Source organism: Halopiger goleimassiliensis, from assembly GCF_000455345.1.
Taxonomy (GTDB): Archaea; Halobacteriota; Halobacteria; order Halobacteriales; family Natrialbaceae; genus Halopiger_A; species Halopiger_A goleimassiliensis.
In genome coordinates this window covers 1,272,033-1,293,828 of the sequence record NZ_HG315690.1, presented here as the reverse complement: position 1 = coordinate 1,293,828, position 21,796 = coordinate 1,272,033, and the positions used below count along the sequence as shown (strand labels likewise).

The following is a 21,796-nucleotide window of genomic DNA, read 5'->3' as shown; positions in this document are numbered from 1 at the left end:
TAAATCCGGGGGCGATTCGACACCGTGGTGTCAGTGTACGATAACGTTTTTATTTCGAGCGGTCCCTGTCTTCGTCAATGACGGTACGGCTGGACGGCGTCGGCAAACGCTACGGCGAGGACGTCTGGGGCGTTCGCGACATCGACCTCGAACTCGAGGACGGTGTTCACGGCCTGCTCGGACCGAACGGGGCCGGCAAGTCGACCCTGATGCGCATCGTGACGACGGTCATGGAGCCGACGACGGGGACCGTCACCTGGAACGGGACCGACGTCGCGAGCTCGCCCGACGCCGTCCGCGAGGTGCTGGGGTATCTACCTCAGGATTTCGGCGTCTATCCGGACCTCACGGCACGTGAGTTCCTCGAGTACGTCGCCGCCCTGCGAGGGGTCGATCGAGCGACCGCGCGCGACCGCATCGACGAACTGCTCGCCCTGACGGGCATCGAGGACGTTCAGGACCGGAAGATCAGAACCTTCTCGGGCGGGATGCGACAGAGCGTCGGCATCGCGCAGGCACTTGTCAACGACCCCGACCTGCTGGTCGTCGACGAACCGACCGTCGGACTCGATCCCGAAAAGCGGGTGCAGATCCGGAATCTGCTCTCGTCGGTCGCCGACGACCGGGTCGTCCTCCTCTCGACGCACATCGTCCCCGACGTCGAGGCGACGGCCCACCGCGTGGCGCTCCTGGACGACGGCGAACTGCTGGCCCACACCGATCCCGAGTCGCTCGTCGCCGAGACCGACGGCAAGGTCTACGAGTTCCTCGCCCCGAGCGCGGCCCTCTCGGACCTCCGCGAGGCGTACCAGGTTTCGAGCACCGTCCAGCGGGCCGACGGCGTCCGGGTGCGACTCATCGCCGACGAGCCGCCCCGGCCCGAGGCCGAACCGGTCACGCCGACGCTCGAGGACGCGTACCTCTACCACGTCGGCGCACGAGACGTCGACGTCGGCCACCTCGAGTCGCGCGAGGTGGCGTAGATGGGCCGGCGAACGCTCGCGACCGTCCTCGCTGTGGCGCGGGCGGGTTTCCGCCAGCGCGTTCGCTCGCGTCGATTGTTGGTCGTCCTGGCGCTCGTCGCGGTCGTCGGCTATCAGCTGAACGTCGGCACGTTCGCGCTGTTCTATCAGGACACCGTCGACGGGACGACCGTCGACTACCTGGGGGAGCCGACCGCACCCTACGTCGGGCTGACGACGGGGCTTACGGGGGCGATGGTCCTGCTGCTCGCCGGCTACTACGTCCTCGGACGATCGCTCCGGTACGACCGATCGACCGGGTTCGACGAACTCCGCGCGAGTACGCCCACCGGTGACCGCACCTATCTGCTGGGCAAGTGGCTGAGCCACGTCGGCGTCGTCGCCCTGCTCCTGACGACGCTCGCCGGGGCTGCGATCGTCAACCACCTCCTTCACGGGGTCGGCACGACCGACCCGATCTGGATCGTCGGCCCCGTCCTGTTGATCGGCGTTCCCGTCGGCTGCTTCGTCGCCGGTGTGACGCTCGTCTTCCAGTCGATCGATCGGCTGCGTGGCACGCTCGGCAACGGCGTCTACTTCTTCGCCGCAGTGACGGGGATGGCGATCGCTCCCGCTGCGGCGGCACAGGAAACGGAGACGATACCGCTCTGGCTCCGGTTCGGCGACGTGATCGGACTGTTTGCCGGAGGCGAGATGACGATCGACGCGCTGCTCGAGGTCGCGCCGTCGTACGACGGGATCCCGATCGCGAACTACGGGGCCGGCGCGACCGGCGGCGAGGAGGTCACCTTCGTCTGGAACGGCGGCTCGTTCCCCGGCTGGTTCTACGCGAACCGGCTGTTGCTGGCGGTCGTCGGCGTCGGGCTGGCGATCGTTGCAACCGTTCCCTACGACCGATACGCCACGCGAACCGGCTCGACGGGACGGACGTTCGGCGACCGCCTCGCTCGCGTCCGCTCGGTCCTCCCGTTCGTCGGTGCTCGCGAGGACGACGTCGACCTCGAGGCGACCGATCCAGCGACCGTCTCGCTGACGCCGGTGTCCGATCGATCGGCCGGCGGGTTCGGCCGCCTGTTCTTACAGGAGTGGCGGTTGCTCGTGCGCGGACACCCCTGGTGGTGGTACGCCGGCGCGGCCGTCATCGCCGTCGTCGGCCTCTCCGGATCCGCGCCGCCCGCCGCGATCGGCTCGAGCGCGGCGATCTGGCCGCTGTTTTGCTGGTCGGCGATGGGCCATCGAACGGTCGCCCACCGGATCACCCCCTTCATCGTCTCCTCGAAACAGCCCTATCGTCAGTTGGTCGCGGAGTGGGCCGCCGGCGCAGTCCTGACGGCCGCGTTCTTCGGCGTCGCGCTGTGGCCGACCGTCCTCGAGTCCGGGGTCGCCGGCGCGTCGGTTCTCGCCGGAGCGGTGGCGTTCGTCCCGTCGATCGCCCAGGCGTTCGGCCTCTGGAGTCGAACCCGTCGGGTGTTCGAACTCACCTACCTGGTACTGTGGTACGCTGGCCCCCTCAACGGTGCAGTGGCGCTCGACTTCGCCGGCGCGACCGGCGAGACCGCCGGGACCGCGATCCCGTTCGCGTTCGGGGCCGTCGGCGTCCTCGCGCTGGCGGCCGCGCTGGCTCATCGGTGGCTGCAAACGTAGCTCCCGACGCCCTCTCAGACGACCGACCGAAAGCCGACGACGCCGAGGACGCCGACGATCAGCGACAGCAGGATGTTCCCGGTGCGGTGCATCACCAGCAGAACCAGTCCGGCCGCGGCCCACTCGGCCGGCCCGCCCTCGGCCAGTTCCGGGCCCAGAATCGCGATCACGATCGCTCCCGGCAGGACTTCCATGCCGGCCTCGAGACGATCGCTCAACTCGACGTGGCGAACCAGCCAGATCCCCCCGACCTTCGTGAGGGCGGTCACGGCGGCCATCGCGACGACGACGCCGACGACGAACGGATCGAGCGAGAGGGCGTCGGCGGCCCCCTCGAGCGAGAGCAGCGTCGCCTCGGCAACGAGGCCCGCGAGGAGCCCGTCAGCCGTCATACCGGATCACCTCGACGAGGGCTGCCGCCAGCCCGCCCAGCAGGATGTACCACCGACCGGGCACGAGCGACGCGGTCCCGACGGCGACGGCGAGCGCGACGAACCACGGCACGATCGAGGAGCGGCCGTCCCAGAGTTCGACCGCGAGCGCGACGAACACCGCAGCCAGGATGAAGTCCGCCCCGTAGGTCGCCGGATCGCCGACGACGCCGCCGGCGACCGCGCCCACGACCGTCGAACCGACCCAGAAGAGCCACAGCGCGACGCCAGTGCCGAACAGGAACGCACCGTGGCGGCTCCCGGACTGGAATTCGCGCATCGTCAGCGCCCAGTTCTCGTCGGCCATCAGCACCAGGCTGGCGTACACCTGTCGGGGATCGAGGTACCTGAACCAGGGCTGGAGCGCCGCCCCCATCAACGAGTACCGGAGATTGATAGCGAACACCGTGGCGACGATGGTGAGAACGGGCAACGGGTCGGCCCAGAGAACGGGAAGCGGATCGGGCCAGAGCTCGACCGCGACGATCTGGGCGGCCCCGGCGAAAACGGTCGCGCTCATCAGGGCGGCTTCCGCGACGCTCAGCCCGGCCTGCCTGGCCAGCACGCCGAAGGCCACGCCGTACCCCCCGACGCCGACCGCGACCGGAACGCAGGTGAGAAAGCCGGCCCGGATCCCCTCCCGGTCGAACGTCACCGATTCGCCGGGTGGGCCGTCGGCGTCGTCCGTCGGAGTCGTCTCGCTCGAGTCCTGCTCTGGGGCCATCTACTCGCCTCTCCGATCCCCGAGCCCTAAATCGATCTCGGAACCGGAACGATCGTCCGACGTCGTCGCTCCCGGTACTGGACGTCCGTCTTATCCGCCGGCGACCGGTGGGAACACCGACACCACGTCGCCCTCCTCGAGCGTCGTCTCCGGACCGTTCAGGTGGGTAACGTCGCGGCCGTTTTTCAGCACGCTCAGTTGGGGTGCGATCGCGCCGTCCTCGAGCAACCGCCCCTCGAGGCCGTCGTACTCGTCCTCGAGGGCCGCGAGCAGGTCGCCGACGGTCGCGTCGTCGCCGACCGTCCGCGTGCGCTCCTTCTCGCCGACGGCGTCCCGGAAGGTCGCGAAGAATCGCAGATCGATCTCCATACCGGTGTCTCGTCCGCGCGGCGTATAAATCAGGCCGTCGAGGCGGCCGGCGCGGAGGTGTACGAGACGCCGTCGAGACCGGCGTCCGCGAGGGCGTCGTCGATCGCGGTCGCGCCGATCGTCTCGGCCTCGCTCGCGTCGTCGGCCTCGACGACGACGGTGACGGTGAACTCGACGGTGATCGTGTACGGGTCGAACGGTGCCGTGGGGTGTTCGTGGACGGTGGCGTCGACGATATCCCAGTCGGCGACCGTCCCGGCCGCGGTCAGGGACGCGAGGCCGTCGGCCAGTTCGTCGCTGGCCTCGTCGCAGGCGGTCGTATCCGATCCCCCGTGGAGGGTGACGAGGGTCGTGACGTCGCGCGAAACGGCGAACTCCATACCCCCTCCTATCGACCGAGACCAATTGAACCCTCGGGTCGAATTTCGCACCTGGCTGACGCCTGCCGGCCGCGTGGTGTGGCCGCGAGACCGGTCGAAACCGGCGGGTGTACCGCGCGTATGTCGGCTCGACGCTTATTTCACTCGAGAGTGGACTCGGGGTATGGCTCGATCGACGCGATCGACGCGACGGCGACTGCTCGCGACCGCCGGAGCCGCCACGGCGGCCCTCGTCGCCGGCTGTGGCGGCCCGGGAGAGGAGGAGTCGGGAGGTGATGACGTCCCCGAGTCGGAAGAGGGAACCGGCAACGGACAGGACCTCGAGGACGACGAGACCGGTCCCGGAACCGAGGAGGACGGCGACGAGGAGAACGGGAACGAGGAGGTCAACGGCGACGAAAACGAGATCGGCGAAGACGACGGAAACGACAGCGAATCCTGATCTCCATTGGCCAGTGTGGCCGACCGTCGAGCCGGGCGGTCACGGATCGGCGGTCCCCGCACGTGGTCGCACTGATTCTCGAGCGGGCGACGGTGACGGTGTCCGAATCGAGTGCCTAACTGCCCCGTACGGCGGAATTACGGCGAGAAGCGTCCGCGTATCGACGCCGTACTGCCGGCCTCGAGACGATCCTCGACCGGTTCGAGCGGGGGTGACGCCGCCGCGTTCGGCGACCCGCTCGTCTCGTGGTGACCGCCCGGGTTCACGCCGGAGAGTCCGGTTGTAGGAACCGATTTCGACGAGTTATGGGAATCCTTGGGTTCGCCCGTCGGTGGAAAGGAGAGGAAAATCCGGCTAACTGACTGAGCCGTTTTTCGGATCGTCGGTCCCCGTTCCGGGTGCCGATGACGCTATCACGACGATCCACGATCAAGGCGATCGGTGTCGTCGGTGCCGGTTCGACGCTCTCCGGCACCGTTCTGGCGGTCAACCAACACGAAGACGACGAACGGGACCCCGAGGCGGTCCCCGACGACGCGGAGATGGGTGCGATCCGGGTCGCTCACTTCTCGCCTGACGCACCCGAGGTGGACGTCTACGTCGACGACGACCGAATCCTCGCCGGTCTCGGCTACGACGAACGCTCCCCGTACCTCGAGATCGTTCCCGGCGACTACAAGGTGACGATCACGCCCGCGGACGATCCCGAGACCGTCGTCTACCAGCGACATATCTCGGTCGATACGGAGTACTACACCGCCGCCGCGATCGGCGAACTCGAGGCCGACGAGGCCCACGACGAAGATGACGAGGACAGCCCCGACGCGGCACACGACGAGGACCACGCCGCGGCGGACGATCACGGGGGCGACGAGATGGACGACGGGGCCGACGACGACGGCGACGCGGCGGAACCGAGCGACGGTCCCGGCACCTTCGAACTCCTGTTCCTCGTCGACCGCCAACCCGACGCCATCGAGGAGGACGACACTGCCCACCTGCGACTCGTGCACGCCGCCCCCGACGCGCCGACGGTCGAGATCGCCGACGGGGAGACCGGAACGATCCTCTTCGAGGACGTTTCGTTCACCGAACCCAGCGGCTACGCCCCCGTCGTGGCCGGCGAACGTACTCTCGAACTCTATCCCTACGAGTCGGACGGTGATCGAGAGGGGACCGACGATCGACCGGAGGAAGCCGACGCCGATTACCCGGGGGCCGTCGACGTGCCCGACGACGTGATCAGGCCCGAGGATCCGGCCGCGTCCGTCGATCTCGACCTCGAGGCCGGGACCGTCTACACGGGCTATGCGATCGGCTATCTGGAGGGGAGACCGGACCACGACGACGTTGGCGAGCACGAGGGCGACGAGCGCGACGACGACGTCGGGGATCGGTCGTTCACGGTCACTCTCGCTATCGACGGGACCAACGACGCCGACGACGATCTCGAGCCGGAAACCGGCGACGTCGAACCCGATGGCGACCACGAGGACCGCGAAGGCCACGGTGACGACCGCGAAGGTCACGGCGACCGCGAAGGCCACGATGACGACCGCGAAGGCCACGATGACGACCGCGAAGGCCACGGCGACCGTGACGCCCACGGGGATCGCGACGTTCACGACGACGATTCCGACGTCGGGCCGGATCAGCCCCTGACCAACGAAGAGGGGTACGAGGACGGACACGGAGCGGACTCGAGGGGCGGCTCGTAAGCGACCCCGTCTCTACCACCGACGATCGATCGCCAGTGTCGCACCCGACCGAATCGGCGACGGTCCGGACGAGCGGCTGTCCGTCGTTCGAGACCCGCACGTTGCCCGTGTGCTGGTCTCAGTCGCGTTCGATTCCGCCGTGACAGTTTTGTACGGCGTCGGACCGCGATCGGCCGTACGCCGTCCGTTCTGTGGTTCACGGCTGCTTACAGCCGTGGTCACGACTACCTACAGCCTGCTCTGTGCCGTCGAGCGGGCCGTTCGTCGACTGGTGCCGCCGGGAGCAATAGCAACGTCGCCGCTCGAGACGTTCCGTACGAACGCCGTCGCCAGGAGTGAGACGGTCTTCTGTACGTCGGTTTCGGCGCAACCGCGACCCGAGCGGCGGTTGCGCCGGGAACTCGGGACGGCAGTCCGTATTAGACGTCGACGTACTGGTCGACCCACTCCTGGCGGCGCTGGAGCGCGCGTCGTCCCTTGGGCGTCAGGGCGTAGTAGTTCGTCCGTCGGTCGAGTTGCCCTTTCTCGACCAGGTCTTTCTCGACGAGCGTATCGAGGTTCGGATACAGCCGGCCGTGGGTAACCGGCTGGTCGATGTAGCTGTTGATGTCGTCGAGAATCTCCTGGCCGGACGGACGGTCTTTGCCAGCGATCACGTACAGGAGGTCACGCTGAAATCCGGTGAGTTCGTCCATGGATCATCCTCTGAATACCGACCTTCACCGATTCGTGGTTTTGTTATAGGCGTGGTACGGTCCGGCGATCCGACCGAACGGACCGCGTAGGGCGCGTATCTCCCGGGTTATCCACCGTTCGGCACCGATTTCGCCCCCGCGATGACGGGGCGTTTTTGACAGCCCCTTCCCTACGGGCCGGTATGTCGTCCGATCCCCTCGCCTGGGAGACGCTCGAGCGCGAGACCGCCTACAGTTGCCCCGGTTTCGACGTCGTGAACGAGACGGTTCGCCTTCCCGACGGTACCGAAACCGAGTTCGACTACCTCTCCGAACCCGCCGGGGTCTGCGTTCTCCCGTTCCGTCCGGACGGCGACGTCGTCTGCATCGAGGAGTGGCGACAGGCCGTCTCCCGGGTCAACCGCGGCCTCCCCGTCGGCACCACGGAACCCGACGACGACGACCTCGAGGCCGCCGCCCGGCGCGAACTCGCCGAGGAGACCGGCCACGAGGCCGACCGCCTCGAGTCGCTGGTAACCGTCGAACCGACCAACGGGATCGCCGATTCAGTCCTGCACTTCTTCGTGGCACACGACTGCCGGCCGACCGGCGACCAGCAACTCGACCCCGACGAGAGCATTCGCGTGGAGCCGACCCCGTTCGAGACGTTGCTCGAGGCCGTCCGTGCGGGCGAGGTCCGCGACGGGCGGACGGTGCTGGCCGTCTCCTACTACCGTCTGTTCGACTCGAGCGACGACTGAGTCGCTCGCAACCGTCGAGGTTCGATGCAGCGCTGGTCAGTCGTTCGAGAGAAAACGGTGTGATCCCGGTTCGTCGTTCGAACCCGACGTCGTGAGTCGGCGATCGAGGGTGGTCGGTTCGTTACCGACCGACGGCGATCGACGGCTGTTCCGATTCGTTGTCGGTGTCCTCGGTCGTACCGTCCTCGGTGGCGGTGTCGTTCTCGGTCCCGTCGGTCGTCTCAGTGGCGTTCTGTTCGGTGATCTGCTCGAGGTCCTGCGCGTCGCCGAGGGTCACGGTGTTGGCGGTCACGTCGTCGATGGAGATCGCGGTTGCGTTGGCCTGGGAGACCGTCTCGGTCGTGCCGTCTTCGGTCTCGTTGGTGGCCGCCCCGTCGTCCATCGTGTCGCCCTCGGTTTCGTCTTCCTGTGCGGCGGCGACGCTGGCCGATTCGTCGGCCGTCTCGGTCTCGTTACCGGACTCGTCGGTCGTGGTGTTCTCGCCGTCGCTTTCGCCGGCCTCTTCGAGGGTCTCGATGGTCATCGAGGTGATCGAGATGCTCTCGACGTCGAACTGTTCGATGGTGAGTTCGTCGATCTCCTGGGTGGTCGTCTCCTCGTCGCCTCCGTCTTCCTGGGCGGTTTCGTTCTCCTGTCCGGCCGTCTCGTTGTCGGTCTCCTCTCCACCGCCGTCGTCGCCACCGAACAGGCCGCTGAACCAGTCACCGATCTGATTGAGGATCCCGCCCTCCTCGACGGAGAGGTCCTCGATCGTCATCCGTTCGACGTCCATCGTCTCGATGGTGAGGTCCTGGACGGTAACTTCGTCGGCGTTCTCGTCGAACAGTTCCTGCCCGCCGTCCATCGCGTCGTCCTGGGTTCCGGCCTGCGCCGTCGCGTCGGCGGTGGCGTTCTCGTCACCCATCTCGTCGTCCGTCTCGTTTGTTTCTTCCTCCCCGCCGTCGGTCTCAGTGGCGTTTTCGGTCTCGTTGGTCGCTCCGTCCTCACCGGTCTGGAGCTCCTCGTACGTGACCGTCGACAGTTCCAGTTGTTCGATTTCGATGTCGGAGATCGTCACGTCCTGGGCCTGCTCGAGCTCCTGGCTGTCCGCCTCGGTGCCCTCCTGGTCCTCCTCGGTCTCGTTGGCCTGCATTCCGGTCTCTTCGGTCTCTTCGTCCTGTGTCTGGTTCTGCTCGCCTTCCTGCTGTTCGAGTTGTTCCTCGAGTTGCTGGGCCTCGAGTTCGAGCTCCGAGACGTTCAGTTCCTCGATGGTGGCGTTCTCGACGGTAGCGCTCTCGAGTTCGAGTTCGCCGACCTGTACGTTCTCGAGCGTTGCGCTCGTCTCCTGTGTGTCCGCTGTGGTCGACGCCGCACCCGCCATAGCGGGGCCGCCGGAGAGGGCGACCAGCAGTGCGACGACGGCCACTGATAGCGTCTGTGATCGTGAGACCATGCGCCCGACACTACCGACTGTCGGCCCGCTAAAACGAGGCGACTGTTACAGCGTTGTCTCCGGGAAAGGACGAGTTGGCTCGCACGCCGAGTTCGCTAATCACGCGTTCATCATCTCAGTCGGCGTGATCGTCAGTCGCGCCTATCGCAGGTCTCAGATCGCCCAGCAACTGGGTTTCGCTTGCCGTCGCTACCTGATTATGTCGGGCAACCGGGAACGAGTGGTTACCGCTGACAGGTCCGGGCGGCGAGACGACGGTCCGGTGATCGGTGGAGTGCGTGAGTACGTCGAAAAAGCCGCGGTGAATCGAATCGGGTACCGAGCGGGCAGTTCCGGTCGCGGACGTCGTTCGATTAGCTCAGGACGGGGACGGCGAGGAAGCCATCATCGTCCTCTTGCTCGTCGTCAGTCTCGTTTTCGTCGTCGGTCTCGTTCCCGTCGTCGAGGACGCCGTCGCCGCCGGCGTCCTCCGTTTCGGTGTCGTCCTCACCGGCGTCCTCGAGGCCCTCCGCCTCGCCGATGACGAACGACTCGGCGGTCGCGTCGCCGATATCGACCGTCGATGCGGACAGCTCCTCGATGGTCTCCCCGTCGGTCTCGTCGTCGAGGCCGTTCTCGGCGTCGTCGGTCGTGGCGTCTTCGTCGCCGACGCCGGTATCGTCCTCGGCGTCGGAGGCCATGTCGCCGTCTTCGGCGTCGGCCGCGTCGGTCTCGGTGTCGTCGCCCATCGTGTCGTCGGTCTCGGTGTCGTCCATCGCGTCGTCGGTCTCGTCGGCGGCGTCGACCGACTCGACGGTCATGGACTCGATCGTCATCTCCTCGACGTCGAACTGCTCGACGGTGAGTTCCTCGTACTCTTCGCCACTGGCCTGGGTCTCGTCGTCTTCCATCGCGTCTTCGTCGTCGGCAGTGGCGTCGTCTTCTGCGTCGGTTGCGTCGTCATCGGTACCCATCGCGTCGTCCTCGTCGGCAGTGGCATCGTCTTCGTCGTCGGTCGTGGCGTTTTCGGCGTCAGCGTCGTCCTCGCTATCGACGCCGGTCTCGTCGTCCGCGGCGTCGGTCTCTCCGTCCTCGATCGAGACGTCCTCGATCGTCAGTTGTTCGACGTCCATGGTCTCGATGGTGAGGTCCTGGACGGTGACCTCCTCGGTGTCCTCGTCGACCAGAACGTCGTCGGTCTCGGTTTCGGTGTCGTCAGTCGCGGTGTCGTTCGTCCCGTCGTCCTCGTCGCCCATCGCGTCGTCCTCGCCGACGTCGCTGTCATCCATCGCGTCGTCTTCGTCGTCGGCAGTGGCGTTCTCGTCGTCCTGTCCGCCGGTCTCGAGCTCCTCGAGGCTCACGTCCTCGAGCTCGAGCTGTTCGATCTCGACGTCCGAGAGCGTGACCTCCTCGCCGTCGCTGGCGTTGTCGTCGCTCTCGACGCCGGCGTCTTCGTCGGCGTCGCTCTCGTCTTCGTCGTCCATCGCGCCGTCTTCCTCGTCTGCGGAAGCGTCGTCGGCAGCGCCCGCGTCGTCGCTACCGTCGTCGACGGCGTCCTGTAGCTGGTCAGCGTCGCCGTCCAGCTGCTCGACGGTCAGCTCCTCGATCGTCGCGTTCTCGACGGTGACGGTGTCGAGTTCGAGCGTCTGGACGTCGGTATCTTGCAGTGTGACTGTCGTCTCTGTTCCATCGTCCGCGGGTGCGGCCGCACCGGCCAGGGCCGGCCCTCCGGAGAGGGCGACCATCAGTGCGACCAGTACCACTCCGAGCGTCTGTGATCGTGAAACCATGCGCTCGAGGCTACGGGGAGCCGACCGGGTAAAACGAGCCGACCGTTTCGCGATTGGATCAGTCAAGTGCGCTGATTGAAGCCTGAAACGGTCGATAATGGCGTTTTCATCTCGTTCGGAGTGTGACGGTCAGGCGTCGGGTGCGAGCGGAACCCTCGCTCGAGCGGACTGTCAGTTGGGCTTGCAATCGCGGTCGCATATATGCCTGACGGAGAACGGATCGCTTATCGTAGCCGGGTTGACACGACGACCGGGCTATCGAACGGGTCGTCGGCGGGAAACCTGCACTGACTTACGTGCCAGCGACCAACGGGCGGTCGATGCGCGAGCACTTCGAGATCCGGGACGCCGACGCCGGCGGGCGGATCGGCGATCTCTCCGTTCCGCGGGCGGGGACGACCGTCGAGACGCCGGCGTTGCTGCCGGTGATCAATCCGAATCTGGATACCATCAGTCCGCAGCGCCTGGCCGACGAGTTCGGTGCCGAGATCCTGATCACCAACTCCTACATCATCCACGGCACCGAGGACGTCCGCGAACGCGCCCTCGAGGAGGGACTGCACGCGATGCTCGATTTCCCCGGGGCGATCATGACCGACTCCGGCTCGTTCCAGCTCTCGGAGTACGGCGAGATCGACGTCACGAGCGAAGAGATCCTCGACTTTCAGTACCGGATCGGCTCGGACATCGGGACGCCCGTCGACATCCCGACGCCGCCGGACGTCCCCCGCGAGCGGGCCGAGGACGAACTCGCCACCACGCAGGAGCGACTCGAGCGCGCCCAGGAGATCGACACCGGCGACATGCTCGTGACCGCCCCCGTCCAGGGATCGACGTACCCGGATCTCCGCGAGGAGGCGGGTCGCCACGCCGACGCGACGGAGCTGGACGTCTTCCCCGTCGGCGCGGTCGTCCCGCTGATGAACGACTACCGCTACGCCGATATGGTCGAAGTGGTCACGGCCGCGAAACGCGGGTTGGGTGCCAACGCACCGGTTCACCTCTTCGGTGCCGGCCACCCCATGATGTTCGCGCTCGGGGTCGCGATGGGCTGTGACCTGTTCGACTCCGCCGCGTACGCGCTGTACGCCCGCGACGATCGCTACCTCACGGTGCGGGGCACCCGCCACCTCGAGGATCTGGAGTATCTGCCCTGTTCGTGTCCCGTCTGTGCCGACTTCACGCCCGATGAACTCCGCAATCTCCCCGACGAGGAACGCGAGGAAGAACTCGCTGCCCACAACCTCCACGTCTCCTTCGCGGAACTGCGCCGGATCAAGCAAGCGATCCGCGCGGGGAACCTGCTCGAACTCGTCGAACAACGGGCCCGCTCGCACCCGACGATGCTCGACGGCTACCGGACGCTGCTCGATCACGCCGCCCAACTCGAGGCCTCGGATCCCGTCTCGAAAGGCGCGTTCTTCTACACCTCCCACGAGAGCGCTCGCCGACCCGAAGTGCTGCGTCACCACCGGCGACTCGAGCGCCTCCCGGTTCCCGACTCGCTGTTTCTCACCGAGGGCCAGCCCCCGCGGAGCGACGAGTTCGACGCCTCCTGGCGCGTCGAGCCGCCCTTTGGCCCCTTCCCGCGGGCGCTGTCGAAGACCTATCCGCTGACCGCCGAACTGCCAGACAGCACCGACCGGGCGGCCCTCGAGGCCGCGGCGGACGGCGTCGCCGCGCTCGCCGAGGCCAATCCCGACGCGGACCTGACGCTCGGTCACGCGGGCTGGCCACGGTCGGTCCTCGAGCGGGTGCCCGACGACGTGTCGCTGGTCGATCTCACCGCGGACTGATCGTTCGCGGCTACGATCCGTCCCGGCTACAGCTCGTCGACCTCGAGCGGGTCGGCCCGCTCCGAGACCGGCGTTCCGTCGACGAGGATCCGCAACGTCGAGGTGTCGTCGATCGTGATCCCGTGACCGTCGTAGACGAACTCGAGACGACGGCCCTCCTCGGTCGTCGAGGAACCGAACAACGCGTCGATGGCCTCGGGATCGATCCACTCGTACAGCGGGGGTAACTCGACCGGGTCGACGGAGCGTCGGGCGGCAACGGCGTCCACGACGGCCATGCTGATGCCGTCCGGGTCGGTTGTCGAGTCGGTTATGGAGGAATTCATTGCCGTCTTAAACCGCCGTGTACGGAAAAGCACACCGCTGATTTTCACCCGGTGAACAGTCCCGAGCGGGCGGCACTCGCCACCGGCTTCCGGCGGTGGGAGATCGGTATACCGAGGGCGAATGAGAACATCGAAGGAGCGAGTCCACACAGTCGGTGGTATGGTCGGCACAGCATCGCTCGTCATCGGTATCGTCGTGGTCTTCCTCCTCGGCTCGTGGGTCGTCCGGCGGTTCCGCGGTCGGTCGCGCGAGCGACGCCGGTCGCGAAAGCGACACGAGGCGGCCCAGCAACGAGAGCCGCCCGTCGATCTGGGTGACCGGCGAACCGTCGCTGTCCACGACTTCTCCGAGCATCACACGGGCGAGCGCCACGCAGTCTGTAAGGTCGAGGGGTTCGTCGTCTTCGTGGAGGACGCGCCGGCCGACCTCGAGGAGGGCGACGTGATCGACGTCGAAATCCGATCGTTCAATCGGGGCCACACCTCGGCCACGGCCGCCTACGTCGGACGGAACTGATACGTCCGGGCTGTTGCAAGTCGGTTCCGATGCGACCGAGGTGGGTCACGGTTGCACCGTAAACCGTTCCAACAGCCCGCATCAACAGGTTTAAGAAATCGACGGGGATAGACAGCAGTACTATGGCCGAGAAAGGAATCGTCGGTAGCGCGGGCCGATTCGGCGCACGCTACGGCCGAGTGGCGCGGCGACGCGTCAGCGAGATCGAAGACGCGATGAACAACGCAGAGGTCGACGGGGACGACGTCACCCGCGTCGGCACCGGGATCTGGAAGAACGAGGAGACTGGCGAGGTCTTCACCGGCGGCGCGTACCGGCCGGAGACTCCCGCCGGAACGGCCGTCAAGCGGTCGATCCGCGCGGCCCTCGCCGAAGACGAAGACGGAGACGAATAACGCCCACCGTATGAGCTACAAGTGCTCCCGCTGTAAACGCGACGTCCAGCTCGACGAGTACGGCGGCGTCCGCTGTCCGTACTGCGGCCACCGCGTACTCCTGAAGGAGCGCAGCCGCGACGTCAAGGAAGTCGACGTCGAGTAACGCGTGTCTTCTCACGACGCGACCCTCGAGTTCGACTACGAGGACGCGTCACGTGCCCGGCTGGTCGCCGAGAGCGTCGCCCGCGAGGTCGGCGAAATCGACGACGACCGCTCGCGGACGACGATCGAACGCGACGGGGCCTGCGTCCGCATCACCATCGACGCGGCGGACCTGATCGCGTTGCGGGCGGCACTGAACACCTGGTTCACGCTCGTCGACGTCGCGGAACGAAGCGCCGACGTCGGCGCGGCAGCGCTCGAGGGGTAAGCCGCTTTCCAGCGCCCGCACGGCGGACGTAGCAGGTGCCGGTTCGCGATTTTTGCGCGGCTCGAACGAAGTCGGGGTATGGCGTCTCGCGAGAGCCTGCGACGACGACTCCTGCTGGCGGGCGGGACGGTCGGGTTCGGCCTCGGGGCCGTCGTCGACACCGTGCTCTTCCACCTCGTCTTGCAGACCCATCACCTCCTGTCGGGTTACTACGATCCGTACAGTCTGGACGGCTACCGGACGAACGTGTTCTTCGACGGCCTGTTCCTGATCGCGACCCTCGGCGTCACGCTCGTCGGCCTCGCGTTGCTCTGGCGGCTGGTCAACGGCACGAGTCGGCGGCTCTCGACGACGTACCTCCTCGGGTCGATCGTCGTCGGTGCGGGCGTGTTCAACGTCTACGACGGGATCGTCGACCACTACGTGCTCGACCTGCACAACGTCGTCCACGGCACCGAGGCGTGGAACCCACACTGGGTCGTGGTCAGCGTCCTCATGCTCGGCCTCGGGCTGGCCCTGCTGTGGTCGACCGATCGGGCCGTCGCTCCTGCCGATCCCGAGGTGGACGCGAGCGGCCTCGAGTGAAAGAACTGGCGAGCCGACGACCCCAGCACGGTTACCGTCAGTCCAGCGCCAGTCGCACCGTTTCCGGCTCGAGGAAGGCGGTCTCGTACCCCTCGTGGCGGGCCACCTGCGGCGGTGTCTCGAGGTCGATCGCGAGTGCGTCGCCGCGCTCGAGGACTGCTGGCTCGAGGTCGGTCCGGTAGTGATGCCCCAGGTGCGGGCCGACCGACTCCTGGAGCGATCGCGTCTCGAGTCGTTCGTCTCCCCGGACGACGCTCGCGGAGACCGACGCGAGCACGAGCGGATACGCGTTGTACGGCGTGCGGAGCCCGACTGCGAGCGCCGTCCCCTCCTCGCCGGTCGAATTCGCGCGGATCGCGACGACCGTCACGTCGCCGACCCTCGCGGAGCCGATCCGGGTACGGTCGCCCTCGACCTCGTCGAGGGTGCTGTCGTCGTGATCGTCGCGGGCGTGAGCCATCGGCTCGAGCGCACCGGGATCGCCCCGACCTTCGTCCTCGTCGAACAGCCGGCGCTCGAGACCCTCGATCTCGTCGGCGGCGTACTCGAACCCGAACTCGACGCTCGTCGCGTTCGGTAGGTCGGAGCGTTCACCGCGGATCGTGGCGCTCGGCTCGCCGATCTCGACGGTCACGGCGTAGCGGCCGTCGCCCTCGAGCGAGCAGTTGTCGCCGGCGTGGACGCCCATCCGCTGGGAGAGCATCGGCCAGAGGGATCGTTCGTCGACGCGGTCGCCCGCCTGCGTGTGGATCGTCGTTCGAACGGGTGCCGGGACGACGGTGCCCGTCTCGGCGTCGCGAACGGCGACCATCAGGTGGAGGTCGTGGCGCGAGCGGACGTCTGCCCGGCTTCGCTCGGTGCCAGAGACGAGCCAGAACGAGTGGGGACGGGAGGCGAACAGCGAGGCCTCGAGGCCCTCGACGGTCGCCGATCCGTAGCGTACCATCCCGTCGGCGTGGGGCGGGACGTAGACGCCCTCGGGCGGATCGACGACGAGTTCCCGCCAGGCGTCCTCCCGGCGGAGCGTCTCGAGACAGCCGGCGGACAGCCCCGCGAGCAGCGAACCGCCGGCGGCCAGTACCCGACGCCGTCGCATAGCGGTCGCTCACCGGCCGCACCGATAGCCTTCGGGGCTGCCTGCGCCGGGATCGACGACAAAGCTTGACTTTTTAAGGCCGGAAGGCGACGGTCGAAACATGCAAGGAAACCTGCCGCCGGAAGCACAGGAGAAGATCGAACAACTCCAGGATCTCCAGGAGACCGCACAGCAGGTCGCCGTCCAGAAGCAGGAGGCCGAATCGAGCCTCTCCGAGGCCGAAAACGCCCTCGAGGAACTCGAGGAGATCGACGAGGAGACGACGATGTACCGCAACGTCGGCGAACTGCTCGTCGAGACCGACTACGACGACGCCCAGGAGAACTTAGAGGAGAAGGTCGACTCGCTGGAACTGCGCCTCGAGACCCTCGAGAAGCAGGAAGACCGCGTCCAGGACCAGTTCGAGAGCCTGCAGGAGGAACTCGAGGACCTGCTCGGCGGTGGCGGCATGGGCGGCCCGACGGGTCCCGGCGGCCCGGGCGCTGGCGGCGCGTAACTGAGCCATGGACGAGACGTCGCGCGAGGAACCGACCGACGAGGAGGTCGTCCGCACGGCCGCCGAGGCCGCAGAGGGACTGGTCTTCTCGCGGTACAAGCAGTCGAACGTCCGCGACCTCGACGTCACCGTCACCTTCGAGGACGGGGTCCTCGAGGTCGACGTCTACCTGAACGTCCCGGACGACGTGGACGGTCCCGATCCCGATCGGGTCGCCGACGACGCCGCGCTCGTCGCGCGCGACGCCGTCGACGACCTGTTCGGGGAGTGACGCCCGGTTCGTGACTGGCCGTTCCTTGGTACTGGTCCACACACCGGCACAACAGCTTAGTAGTTCCTCCTCGAGCCGTGACACGAGGCCATGGAGACCCCTTCGTTCTACTGAGCCGGCGTCCGCCCCGCCACCGTCCGCGACGGTGACGCGATAGCGGCGGGACGGGCCGGCGATCGATCGACCGCGTAACCCCGGCTCGAGCGGTCGATCCGGGGCCGGTATCGACGCCAGAGTACACACAGCCATGCCACAGCTATGTCACGAAGACGAACGACAGCGAACCGAACAGTTATCGCGAGCCGAGCCCCGACCACCCCCGTCGACACGGACGAGCTCGCGGCGTTAGTCCGGGCGGCCGGCGACGAGGTCGTCGCCGCCGTCACCCAGCCCGGTCCGCCCGACCCGGGAACCTACCTCGGCAGCGGGACGCTCGCGGCTCTCGCGGAGACCGTCGCCGAGACGGACGCGACCCGCGTGGTCGTCGACGACGAACTGACGCCGGGCCAGCACCACGGCCTCGAGTCGGCGTTGCCCGATGGAATCGCCGTCCTCGACCGACAGCGGCTCGTCCTCGAGATTTTCGAGGCGGGCGCGGGGTCCCAGCGGGCGAAGCTCCAGGTCGAACTGGCCCAGCTCCGGTACGACCTGCCGCGACTGATCGAATCGGCCGACGAAGGACTGCTGAACCAGCGAACCGAGAAGGGATCGCCGGTCTACGACGTTCGCGACCGGATCGACCACCTCGAGCGAAAACTCGACGAGTTACCCGATCCGGCCGAGCAGTTCCGCGAACGCCGCCGCGAGGAGGGGTTCGACCTCGTCACGCTCGCTGGCTACACGAACGCCGGCAAGTCGACGCTGCTGCACCGGCTCGCCGACGACCTCGCGCTCGAGGAGGCACTCGACGGGGCCGCCGACGAGCCACCGGAACAGTCGAGCGAGCACGCCACGGCGAGCGTCCGCGACCGCCTGTTCGAGACGCTCGAGACGACGACCCGCCGGGCGACCCTCGACGGCCGACCGGTGTTGCTGACGGACACGGTCGGCTTCGTCGACGACCTGCCACACGACCTGGTGGCGTCGTTCAGCGCGACGCTCTCGGAGGCGGCCGCGGCCGACGCCGTCGTCCTCCTCGTCGACGCGAGCGATCCTGCCGACCGCGTCCGGGAGCGACTGTCGGTCTCCCTCGAGGTGCTGGACGCACAGGGCGTCGAGGCGGACCGGATCGTCCCCGCGCTGAACAAGGTCGATCGGCTCTCGGCGGCCGAGTTGGATCGTCGGCGGGAGACCGCGATCGAGACCCTGCCCGAGGCGACGACCGCGCCGCTCCCGATCAGCGTTCACGAGGGGCGAAACTTCGAGGCGCTCCGGGTGGCGATCCTCGAGCGACTGCCGACGGAGACGGCGACGCTGGACGTGCCGAACGGCGACGAGGCGATGGCGCTGGTCTCGCGGGCCTACGACCGGACGACCGTCGAGCGGGTCGACTACGCAGGTGAGACGGTCACGATCACCTGCCGGGGCCGTCCGTCGGTCGTCGAACGGTTGCGGAATCGGGCGGCGACGATCGCGGCGGAACGGGCGTAGGCTCGAGGCTGAACGGGGGTAGCGACGCGGCGGGAACGGCCGGAGGAACGCGACGGGGACCGAGCCGGCTCAGGTCTCCGGGGCTAGCAGTTCGATCGGGTGCGGGACCGGGCGCTCGAGCAGCGTCTCGAGCTGGTCGCCACAGGAGGTCCCGCTCGCGACGATCCGTTCTGTACCCTCGACCTCGTCGGCCAGCCGTTCGCCGACGTCGACGCTCACGTCGTAGTACTCGCGCTTGTAGCCGAACGAGCCGGCCATGCCACAGCACTCGGCGCTCGTCGTCTGCGGCGCGTAACCACAGCGCTCGAGTAGCGCCGTCGTCGGGGCCTCGAGGCCGAGGGTACGCTGCTGGCAGTGGGAGTGGTAGGTGACGGGGGTCTCGCCCGTCCCCGTCTGAAGGGGTGCTGGGTCGGCACCGTTCTCGAGCAGTCCGTAGACGTACTCGCAGATCTCGTAGCTGTGCTCGGTGAGTCGCTCGAACGACCGCTCCGGGAGCAAGCGTTCGTACTCCCGCTGGAAGGCGGCCAGGTCGGACGGCTCGACGACGACCAGGTCGCGGCCGGCGTCTACGTCCTCGGCGACCGCCGCGTAGAGTTGGCTCGCCCGCTCGTCGGCGGTGGCGACCATCCCCTGCGAGAGCGGGGCGCGACCGCTCTCGGGGAGGTCCGGCACGCGCACCGGCACGCCGAGGGCCTCGAGCGTGCGGACGGCCGCCTTCCCGCGGTCGACGTCGACGTGGTTCGTGTAGACGTCCGGGTAGAGGACGGCCTCGCGCTCGATTCCGGCGTCATTGCCCCTGGAGACGGCTCGCTCTGCGCGCCGTCTCGAGCCCTCTGCCCCGCCCCGTTGCTCGAACCAGTCGACCAGCGTCTCCCGCCGGAACGTCGGGAGGTCGCGCCGGCGGTCGATCCCGAGGGTGCGCTCGAGCACCGCCCGGACGGGGTCGGCGTCGGCGAGCCAGTTCGAGACGGGCGCGGTGGCGCTGGCGATCCTCGCGACGGTCCCGACGTTGCCGAAGAACCGCTTCCCCAGGTCGAGGCCGCCCTCCTCGGCGTCCGGCGTCAGGCCGTCCACGAGGTGGTCGTAGACCGCCGGATCCCGCCCGCGGTTGATCCGGTCCCGGACGACCGTGTTGATCCAGGGGACGTCGATCTCGACCGGGCAGGCGTCGACACAGCGTGTACAGCCGGTACAGAGGTCGTTGAAGTCGGCGGCGCTGTCCCGGCCGTGGACGCCGGCCTCCCAGCCGGTCGCGATGCCCCCCGAGTAGGTCTCGCCGCCGAAGCCGTGGCCGCCCACCGACTGGAAGTTGGCACACGCGTTCGAGCAAGCGCCACAGCGGATGCAGTACAGCGTCTCCCGCAACTGCTCGTCTTCGCGCATCTCGCGGCGGCCGTTGTCGAGGAGAACGAGGTGGAACTCGCGGTCGTCCGAGCCCGCGTCGCCGATCGGGTCGTCGGGGCGATCGAAGTCGATCGTCGGCGAGTCGGTCGGCGGCGTCAGCATCGTCACGTACTGGCTGATCGGTTGGCCGGTCGCGCTCTTGGCGATCAGGTCGACGAACGGCTCCAGATCGCGGACCGAGGGGACGAGTTTCTCGAGGCCCGCGACGGCGACGTGGGTGTCGGGCGTGACGGCGCACTTGCGGGCGTTGCCCTCGTTGGTGACCAGCGCGATCGTTCCCGTCTCGGCGGCGACGAAGTTCGCACCCGTGATTCCGACGTCGGCCTCGCGGATGCGCTCGCCGAGGTGATCGCGTGCGAATCGGGTCAGTTCTTCGGGCGTGCGGAACTCCCGCTCGAGGTCGAACTCCGCCCGGAGGAGGTCGGCGATCTCCGCCCGGGAGAGGTGCATCGCCGGCCCGACGAGATGGGAGGGGGAGTCGTCGGCGATCTGGAGGACCCACTCGCCGAGGTCGGTCTCGACGACGTCGGCACCGCGGGCCTCGAGGGCGTCGTTGAGGTCGATCTCCTCGGTCGTCATCGACTTGCTCTTGACGACGGTCGGCTCCGCCGCGGCGGCGGATCCTGCCGCGGAGTCGCTCGAGGTCGCCGTCTCGACCACGTCCGCGACGTAGTCGTTGGCGTCGGCGGCGTCCTCGGCGACGTAGACGGTGCCGCCGTTCTCTTCGACCGCGTCGCGGACGGTCTCGAGCAACTCCGGCAGGCGCTCGATGGCGTCCTCCTTGATGGCCCGGGCCTCGGTGCGGCGCTCCTCGAGATCGTCGGTCGCCGCGTAGACCTCCGCTCGACGAACGTTCGAGTCGCTGGCCGTCGCGTGGACGGCTTCGCCCTCGGTCTCCATCAGGTGCCGCAACCGGGCCGCGGTCTCCACTCGATCGCCGGAATCGGCTTGCCCGGCCATGCTATCGGTCCTCCAGGACGACGACGTGAACCTCGCCAGGCCCGTGAACGCCGTGGACGAGTCCGCCCATATCTGCGGTTGCGCTGCGGCCGGTCGCGAGGACGAGGCTGTCGTCGCCGGCGGCGACCGCCGTCGCGATCCGATCGAACCCCGCGTTCAGGTCGCTCACGACGTCGCTCTCGGCGACGACCGCGACGTGGCGCTCCGGGTAGAGGCTGACGGCTTCGTCGCCCGCGGCACGCGACGGTATCGTGACGGTACCGGTCGCGGCGATGGCGAACCGGGACGGCGTCACGCCCGTCTGCGCGTCCACGAGGTCCGCCGGGGTCGGGTCGACGGTGACCACGCTCGGCAGCGAGACCCCTTCGTACGGTATCGGCGTCCCGACGGCTGGTTCCTCGAGCGCCGATGCGATCGCTTCGCGCGCGTCGGCCGCCCGAACGCGCTCGACGCCCACCTGGAGGGCCTCGAGTTCGCGCTCGAACCGCCCGACAGTGTCGGTAGTCATCACGGCACACATTCACTCGGGTGACCAATAGCGTGGCGATCGGGGGTCCCGAACCGGTTCGGTTGGAACGTCCCAATCCACGTGACGGACCGCGGGGCTTTATAGGATAGAAT

General features: G+C 67.9%; 25 protein-coding genes. 14 read left to right on the top strand and 11 right to left on the bottom strand.

Going from position 1 to position 21,796, the window contains the following annotated elements; genetic code table 11:
- The first annotated feature begins 77 nt into the window (after positions 1-77).
- Together TX79_RS06300 and TX79_RS06295 are read left to right on the top strand one after the other, a co-directional pair.
- Positions 78-983: an ABC transporter ATP-binding protein gene (locus TX79_RS06300; protein ID WP_049926465.1), complete on the top strand. Its 906-nt coding sequence runs from the start codon at positions 78-80 to the stop codon at positions 981-983.
- Positions 984-2,627, top strand: coding sequence for an ABC transporter permease (locus TX79_RS06295; protein ID WP_049926464.1), 1,644 nt, complete (start codon positions 984-986; stop codon positions 2,625-2,627). It abuts the gene before it with no gap.
- A 14-nt stretch (positions 2,628-2,641) separates the two neighbouring features.
- On the opposite strand, the gene TX79_RS06290 is transcribed toward TX79_RS06295, so the two are convergent.
- The 4 genes from TX79_RS06290 to TX79_RS06275 all read right to left on the bottom strand — a co-directional run bounded on the left by TX79_RS06290 (position 2,642) and on the right by TX79_RS06275 (position 4,531).
- Positions 2,642-3,019 (bottom strand): AzlD family protein, encoded by a 378-nt coding sequence (locus TX79_RS06290; protein WP_081655501.1) that lies wholly within the window; start codon positions 3,017-3,019, stop codon positions 2,642-2,644.
- Positions 3,009-3,782 carry an AzlC family ABC transporter permease gene (locus tag TX79_RS06285; protein ID WP_049926463.1) on the bottom strand — a complete coding sequence of 258 codons (774 nt, stop codon included), beginning with the start codon at positions 3,780-3,782 and terminating at the stop codon, positions 3,009-3,011. The genes TX79_RS06290 and TX79_RS06285 overlap by 11 nt, the downstream gene beginning before the upstream one ends.
- Before the next feature lie 90 nt (positions 3,783-3,872).
- Positions 3,873-4,151, bottom strand: coding sequence for a ubiquitin-like small modifier protein 1 (locus tag TX79_RS06280; protein WP_049926461.1), 279 nt, complete (start codon positions 4,149-4,151; stop codon positions 3,873-3,875).
- 29 nt (positions 4,152-4,180) lie between these two features.
- Positions 4,181-4,531, bottom strand: coding sequence for a hypothetical protein (locus TX79_RS06275; RefSeq protein WP_049926460.1), 351 nt, complete (start codon positions 4,529-4,531; stop codon positions 4,181-4,183).
- A gap of 163 nt (positions 4,532-4,694) precedes the next feature.
- On the opposite strand from TX79_RS06275, the gene TX79_RS06270 reads away from it, so the two are divergent.
- Both TX79_RS06270 and TX79_RS06265 read left to right on the top strand, forming a co-directional pair.
- The gene (locus TX79_RS06270) at positions 4,695-4,973 is read left to right on the top strand and encodes a hypothetical protein (RefSeq protein WP_049926459.1); all 279 of its coding nucleotides are present in this window, start codon (positions 4,695-4,697) and stop codon (positions 4,971-4,973) included.
- 404 nt (positions 4,974-5,377) lie between these two features.
- A complete protein-coding gene (locus TX79_RS06265; protein WP_049926458.1) occupies positions 5,378-6,691 on the top strand; it encodes a DUF4397 domain-containing protein in 1,314 nt (437 codons plus the stop codon).
- Positions 6,692-7,110: 419 nt separating this feature from the next.
- Here TX79_RS06265 and TX79_RS06260 read toward each other — a convergent pair whose 3' ends face one another.
- The gene (locus TX79_RS06260) at positions 7,111-7,386 is read right to left on the bottom strand and encodes a PadR family transcriptional regulator (RefSeq protein WP_049926457.1); all 276 of its coding nucleotides are present in this window, start codon (positions 7,384-7,386) and stop codon (positions 7,111-7,113) included.
- Between the two features lie 182 nt (positions 7,387-7,568).
- Between TX79_RS06260 and TX79_RS06255 the strand changes: the two genes are divergently transcribed.
- Entirely contained in the window at positions 7,569-8,126 is a 558-nt protein-coding gene (locus tag TX79_RS06255) for an NUDIX hydrolase (RefSeq protein WP_049926456.1), read from the top strand.
- Positions 8,127-8,247: 121 nt separating this feature from the next.
- On the opposite strand, the gene TX79_RS06250 is transcribed toward TX79_RS06255, so the two are convergent.
- Both TX79_RS06250 and TX79_RS06245 read right to left on the bottom strand, forming a co-directional pair.
- Positions 8,248-9,558, bottom strand: a complete 1,311-nt coding sequence (locus TX79_RS06250) for a hypothetical protein (protein ID WP_049926455.1) — start codon at positions 9,556-9,558, stop codon at positions 8,248-8,250.
- Positions 9,559-9,911: 353 nt separating this feature from the next.
- Positions 9,912-11,327 carry a hypothetical protein gene (locus TX79_RS06245; RefSeq protein ID WP_081655500.1) on the bottom strand — a complete coding sequence of 472 codons (1,416 nt, stop codon included), beginning with the start codon at positions 11,325-11,327 and terminating at the stop codon, positions 9,912-9,914.
- 320 nt (positions 11,328-11,647) lie between these two features.
- Here TX79_RS06245 and tgtA point away from each other — a divergent pair, with 320 nt between their 5' ends.
- Entirely contained in the window at positions 11,648-13,123 is a 1,476-nt protein-coding gene (tgtA, locus tag TX79_RS06240) for a tRNA guanosine(15) transglycosylase TgtA (RefSeq protein ID WP_049928307.1), read from the top strand.
- 26 nt (positions 13,124-13,149) lie between these two features.
- On the opposite strand, the gene TX79_RS06235 is transcribed toward tgtA, so the two are convergent.
- The gene (locus TX79_RS06235) at positions 13,150-13,449 is read right to left on the bottom strand and encodes a HalOD1 output domain-containing protein (protein ID WP_049926454.1); all 300 of its coding nucleotides are present in this window, start codon (positions 13,447-13,449) and stop codon (positions 13,150-13,152) included.
- Between the two features lie 160 nt (positions 13,450-13,609).
- On the opposite strand from TX79_RS06235, the gene TX79_RS06230 reads away from it, so the two are divergent.
- The 5 genes from TX79_RS06230 (at position 13,610) to TX79_RS06210 (ending at position 15,358) form a co-directional block, all read left to right on the top strand.
- Positions 13,610-13,966 carry a TRAM domain-containing protein gene (locus TX79_RS06230; protein ID WP_049926453.1) on the top strand — a complete coding sequence of 119 codons (357 nt, stop codon included), beginning with the start codon at positions 13,610-13,612 and terminating at the stop codon, positions 13,964-13,966.
- Between the two features lie 122 nt (positions 13,967-14,088).
- Positions 14,089-14,361: a 50S ribosomal protein L37 gene (locus tag TX79_RS06225; RefSeq protein WP_049926451.1), complete on the top strand. Its 273-nt coding sequence runs from the start codon at positions 14,089-14,091 to the stop codon at positions 14,359-14,361.
- Between the two features lie 10 nt (positions 14,362-14,371).
- A complete protein-coding gene (locus TX79_RS06220; RefSeq protein WP_049922995.1) occupies positions 14,372-14,506 on the top strand; it encodes a DNA-directed RNA polymerase subunit P in 135 nt (44 codons plus the stop codon).
- A gap of 3 nt (positions 14,507-14,509) precedes the next feature.
- The gene (locus TX79_RS06215) at positions 14,510-14,773 is read left to right on the top strand and encodes a KEOPS complex subunit Pcc1 (RefSeq protein ID WP_049926450.1); all 264 of its coding nucleotides are present in this window, start codon (positions 14,510-14,512) and stop codon (positions 14,771-14,773) included.
- A gap of 78 nt (positions 14,774-14,851) precedes the next feature.
- Positions 14,852-15,358, top strand: coding sequence for a DUF2243 domain-containing protein (locus TX79_RS06210; protein WP_049926449.1), 507 nt, complete (start codon positions 14,852-14,854; stop codon positions 15,356-15,358).
- Between the two features lie 37 nt (positions 15,359-15,395).
- Here TX79_RS06210 and TX79_RS06205 read toward each other — a convergent pair whose 3' ends face one another.
- The gene (locus tag TX79_RS06205; protein ID WP_049926448.1) at positions 15,396-16,454 is read right to left on the bottom strand and encodes an iron transporter; all 1,059 of its coding nucleotides are present in this window, start codon (positions 16,452-16,454) and stop codon (positions 15,396-15,398) included.
- Positions 16,455-16,554: 100 nt separating this feature from the next.
- Here TX79_RS06205 and TX79_RS06200 point away from each other — a divergent pair, with 100 nt between their 5' ends.
- The 3 genes from TX79_RS06200 (at position 16,555) to hflX (ending at position 18,811) form a co-directional block, all read left to right on the top strand.
- The gene (locus TX79_RS06200; protein WP_049926447.1) at positions 16,555-16,950 is read left to right on the top strand and encodes a prefoldin subunit beta; all 396 of its coding nucleotides are present in this window, start codon (positions 16,555-16,557) and stop codon (positions 16,948-16,950) included.
- Between the two features lie 7 nt (positions 16,951-16,957).
- Entirely contained in the window at positions 16,958-17,221 is a 264-nt protein-coding gene (locus TX79_RS06195) for a DUF3194 domain-containing protein (RefSeq protein WP_049926446.1), read from the top strand.
- Positions 17,222-17,479: 258 nt separating this feature from the next.
- Complete coding sequence (hflX, locus tag TX79_RS06190) at positions 17,480-18,811, top strand: GTPase HflX (RefSeq protein WP_049926444.1); 1,332 nt, start codon at positions 17,480-17,482, stop codon at positions 18,809-18,811.
- Between the two features lie 69 nt (positions 18,812-18,880).
- Here hflX and TX79_RS06185 read toward each other — a convergent pair whose 3' ends face one another.
- A complete protein-coding gene (locus tag TX79_RS06185; RefSeq protein ID WP_049926442.1) occupies positions 18,881-21,175 on the bottom strand; it encodes an LUD domain-containing protein in 2,295 nt (764 codons plus the stop codon).
- Between the two features lies 1 nt (position 21,176).
- Complete coding sequence (locus TX79_RS06180) at positions 21,177-21,683, bottom strand: LUD domain-containing protein (protein WP_049928306.1); 507 nt, start codon at positions 21,681-21,683, stop codon at positions 21,177-21,179.
- Positions 21,684-21,796: the final 113 nt, after the last annotated feature.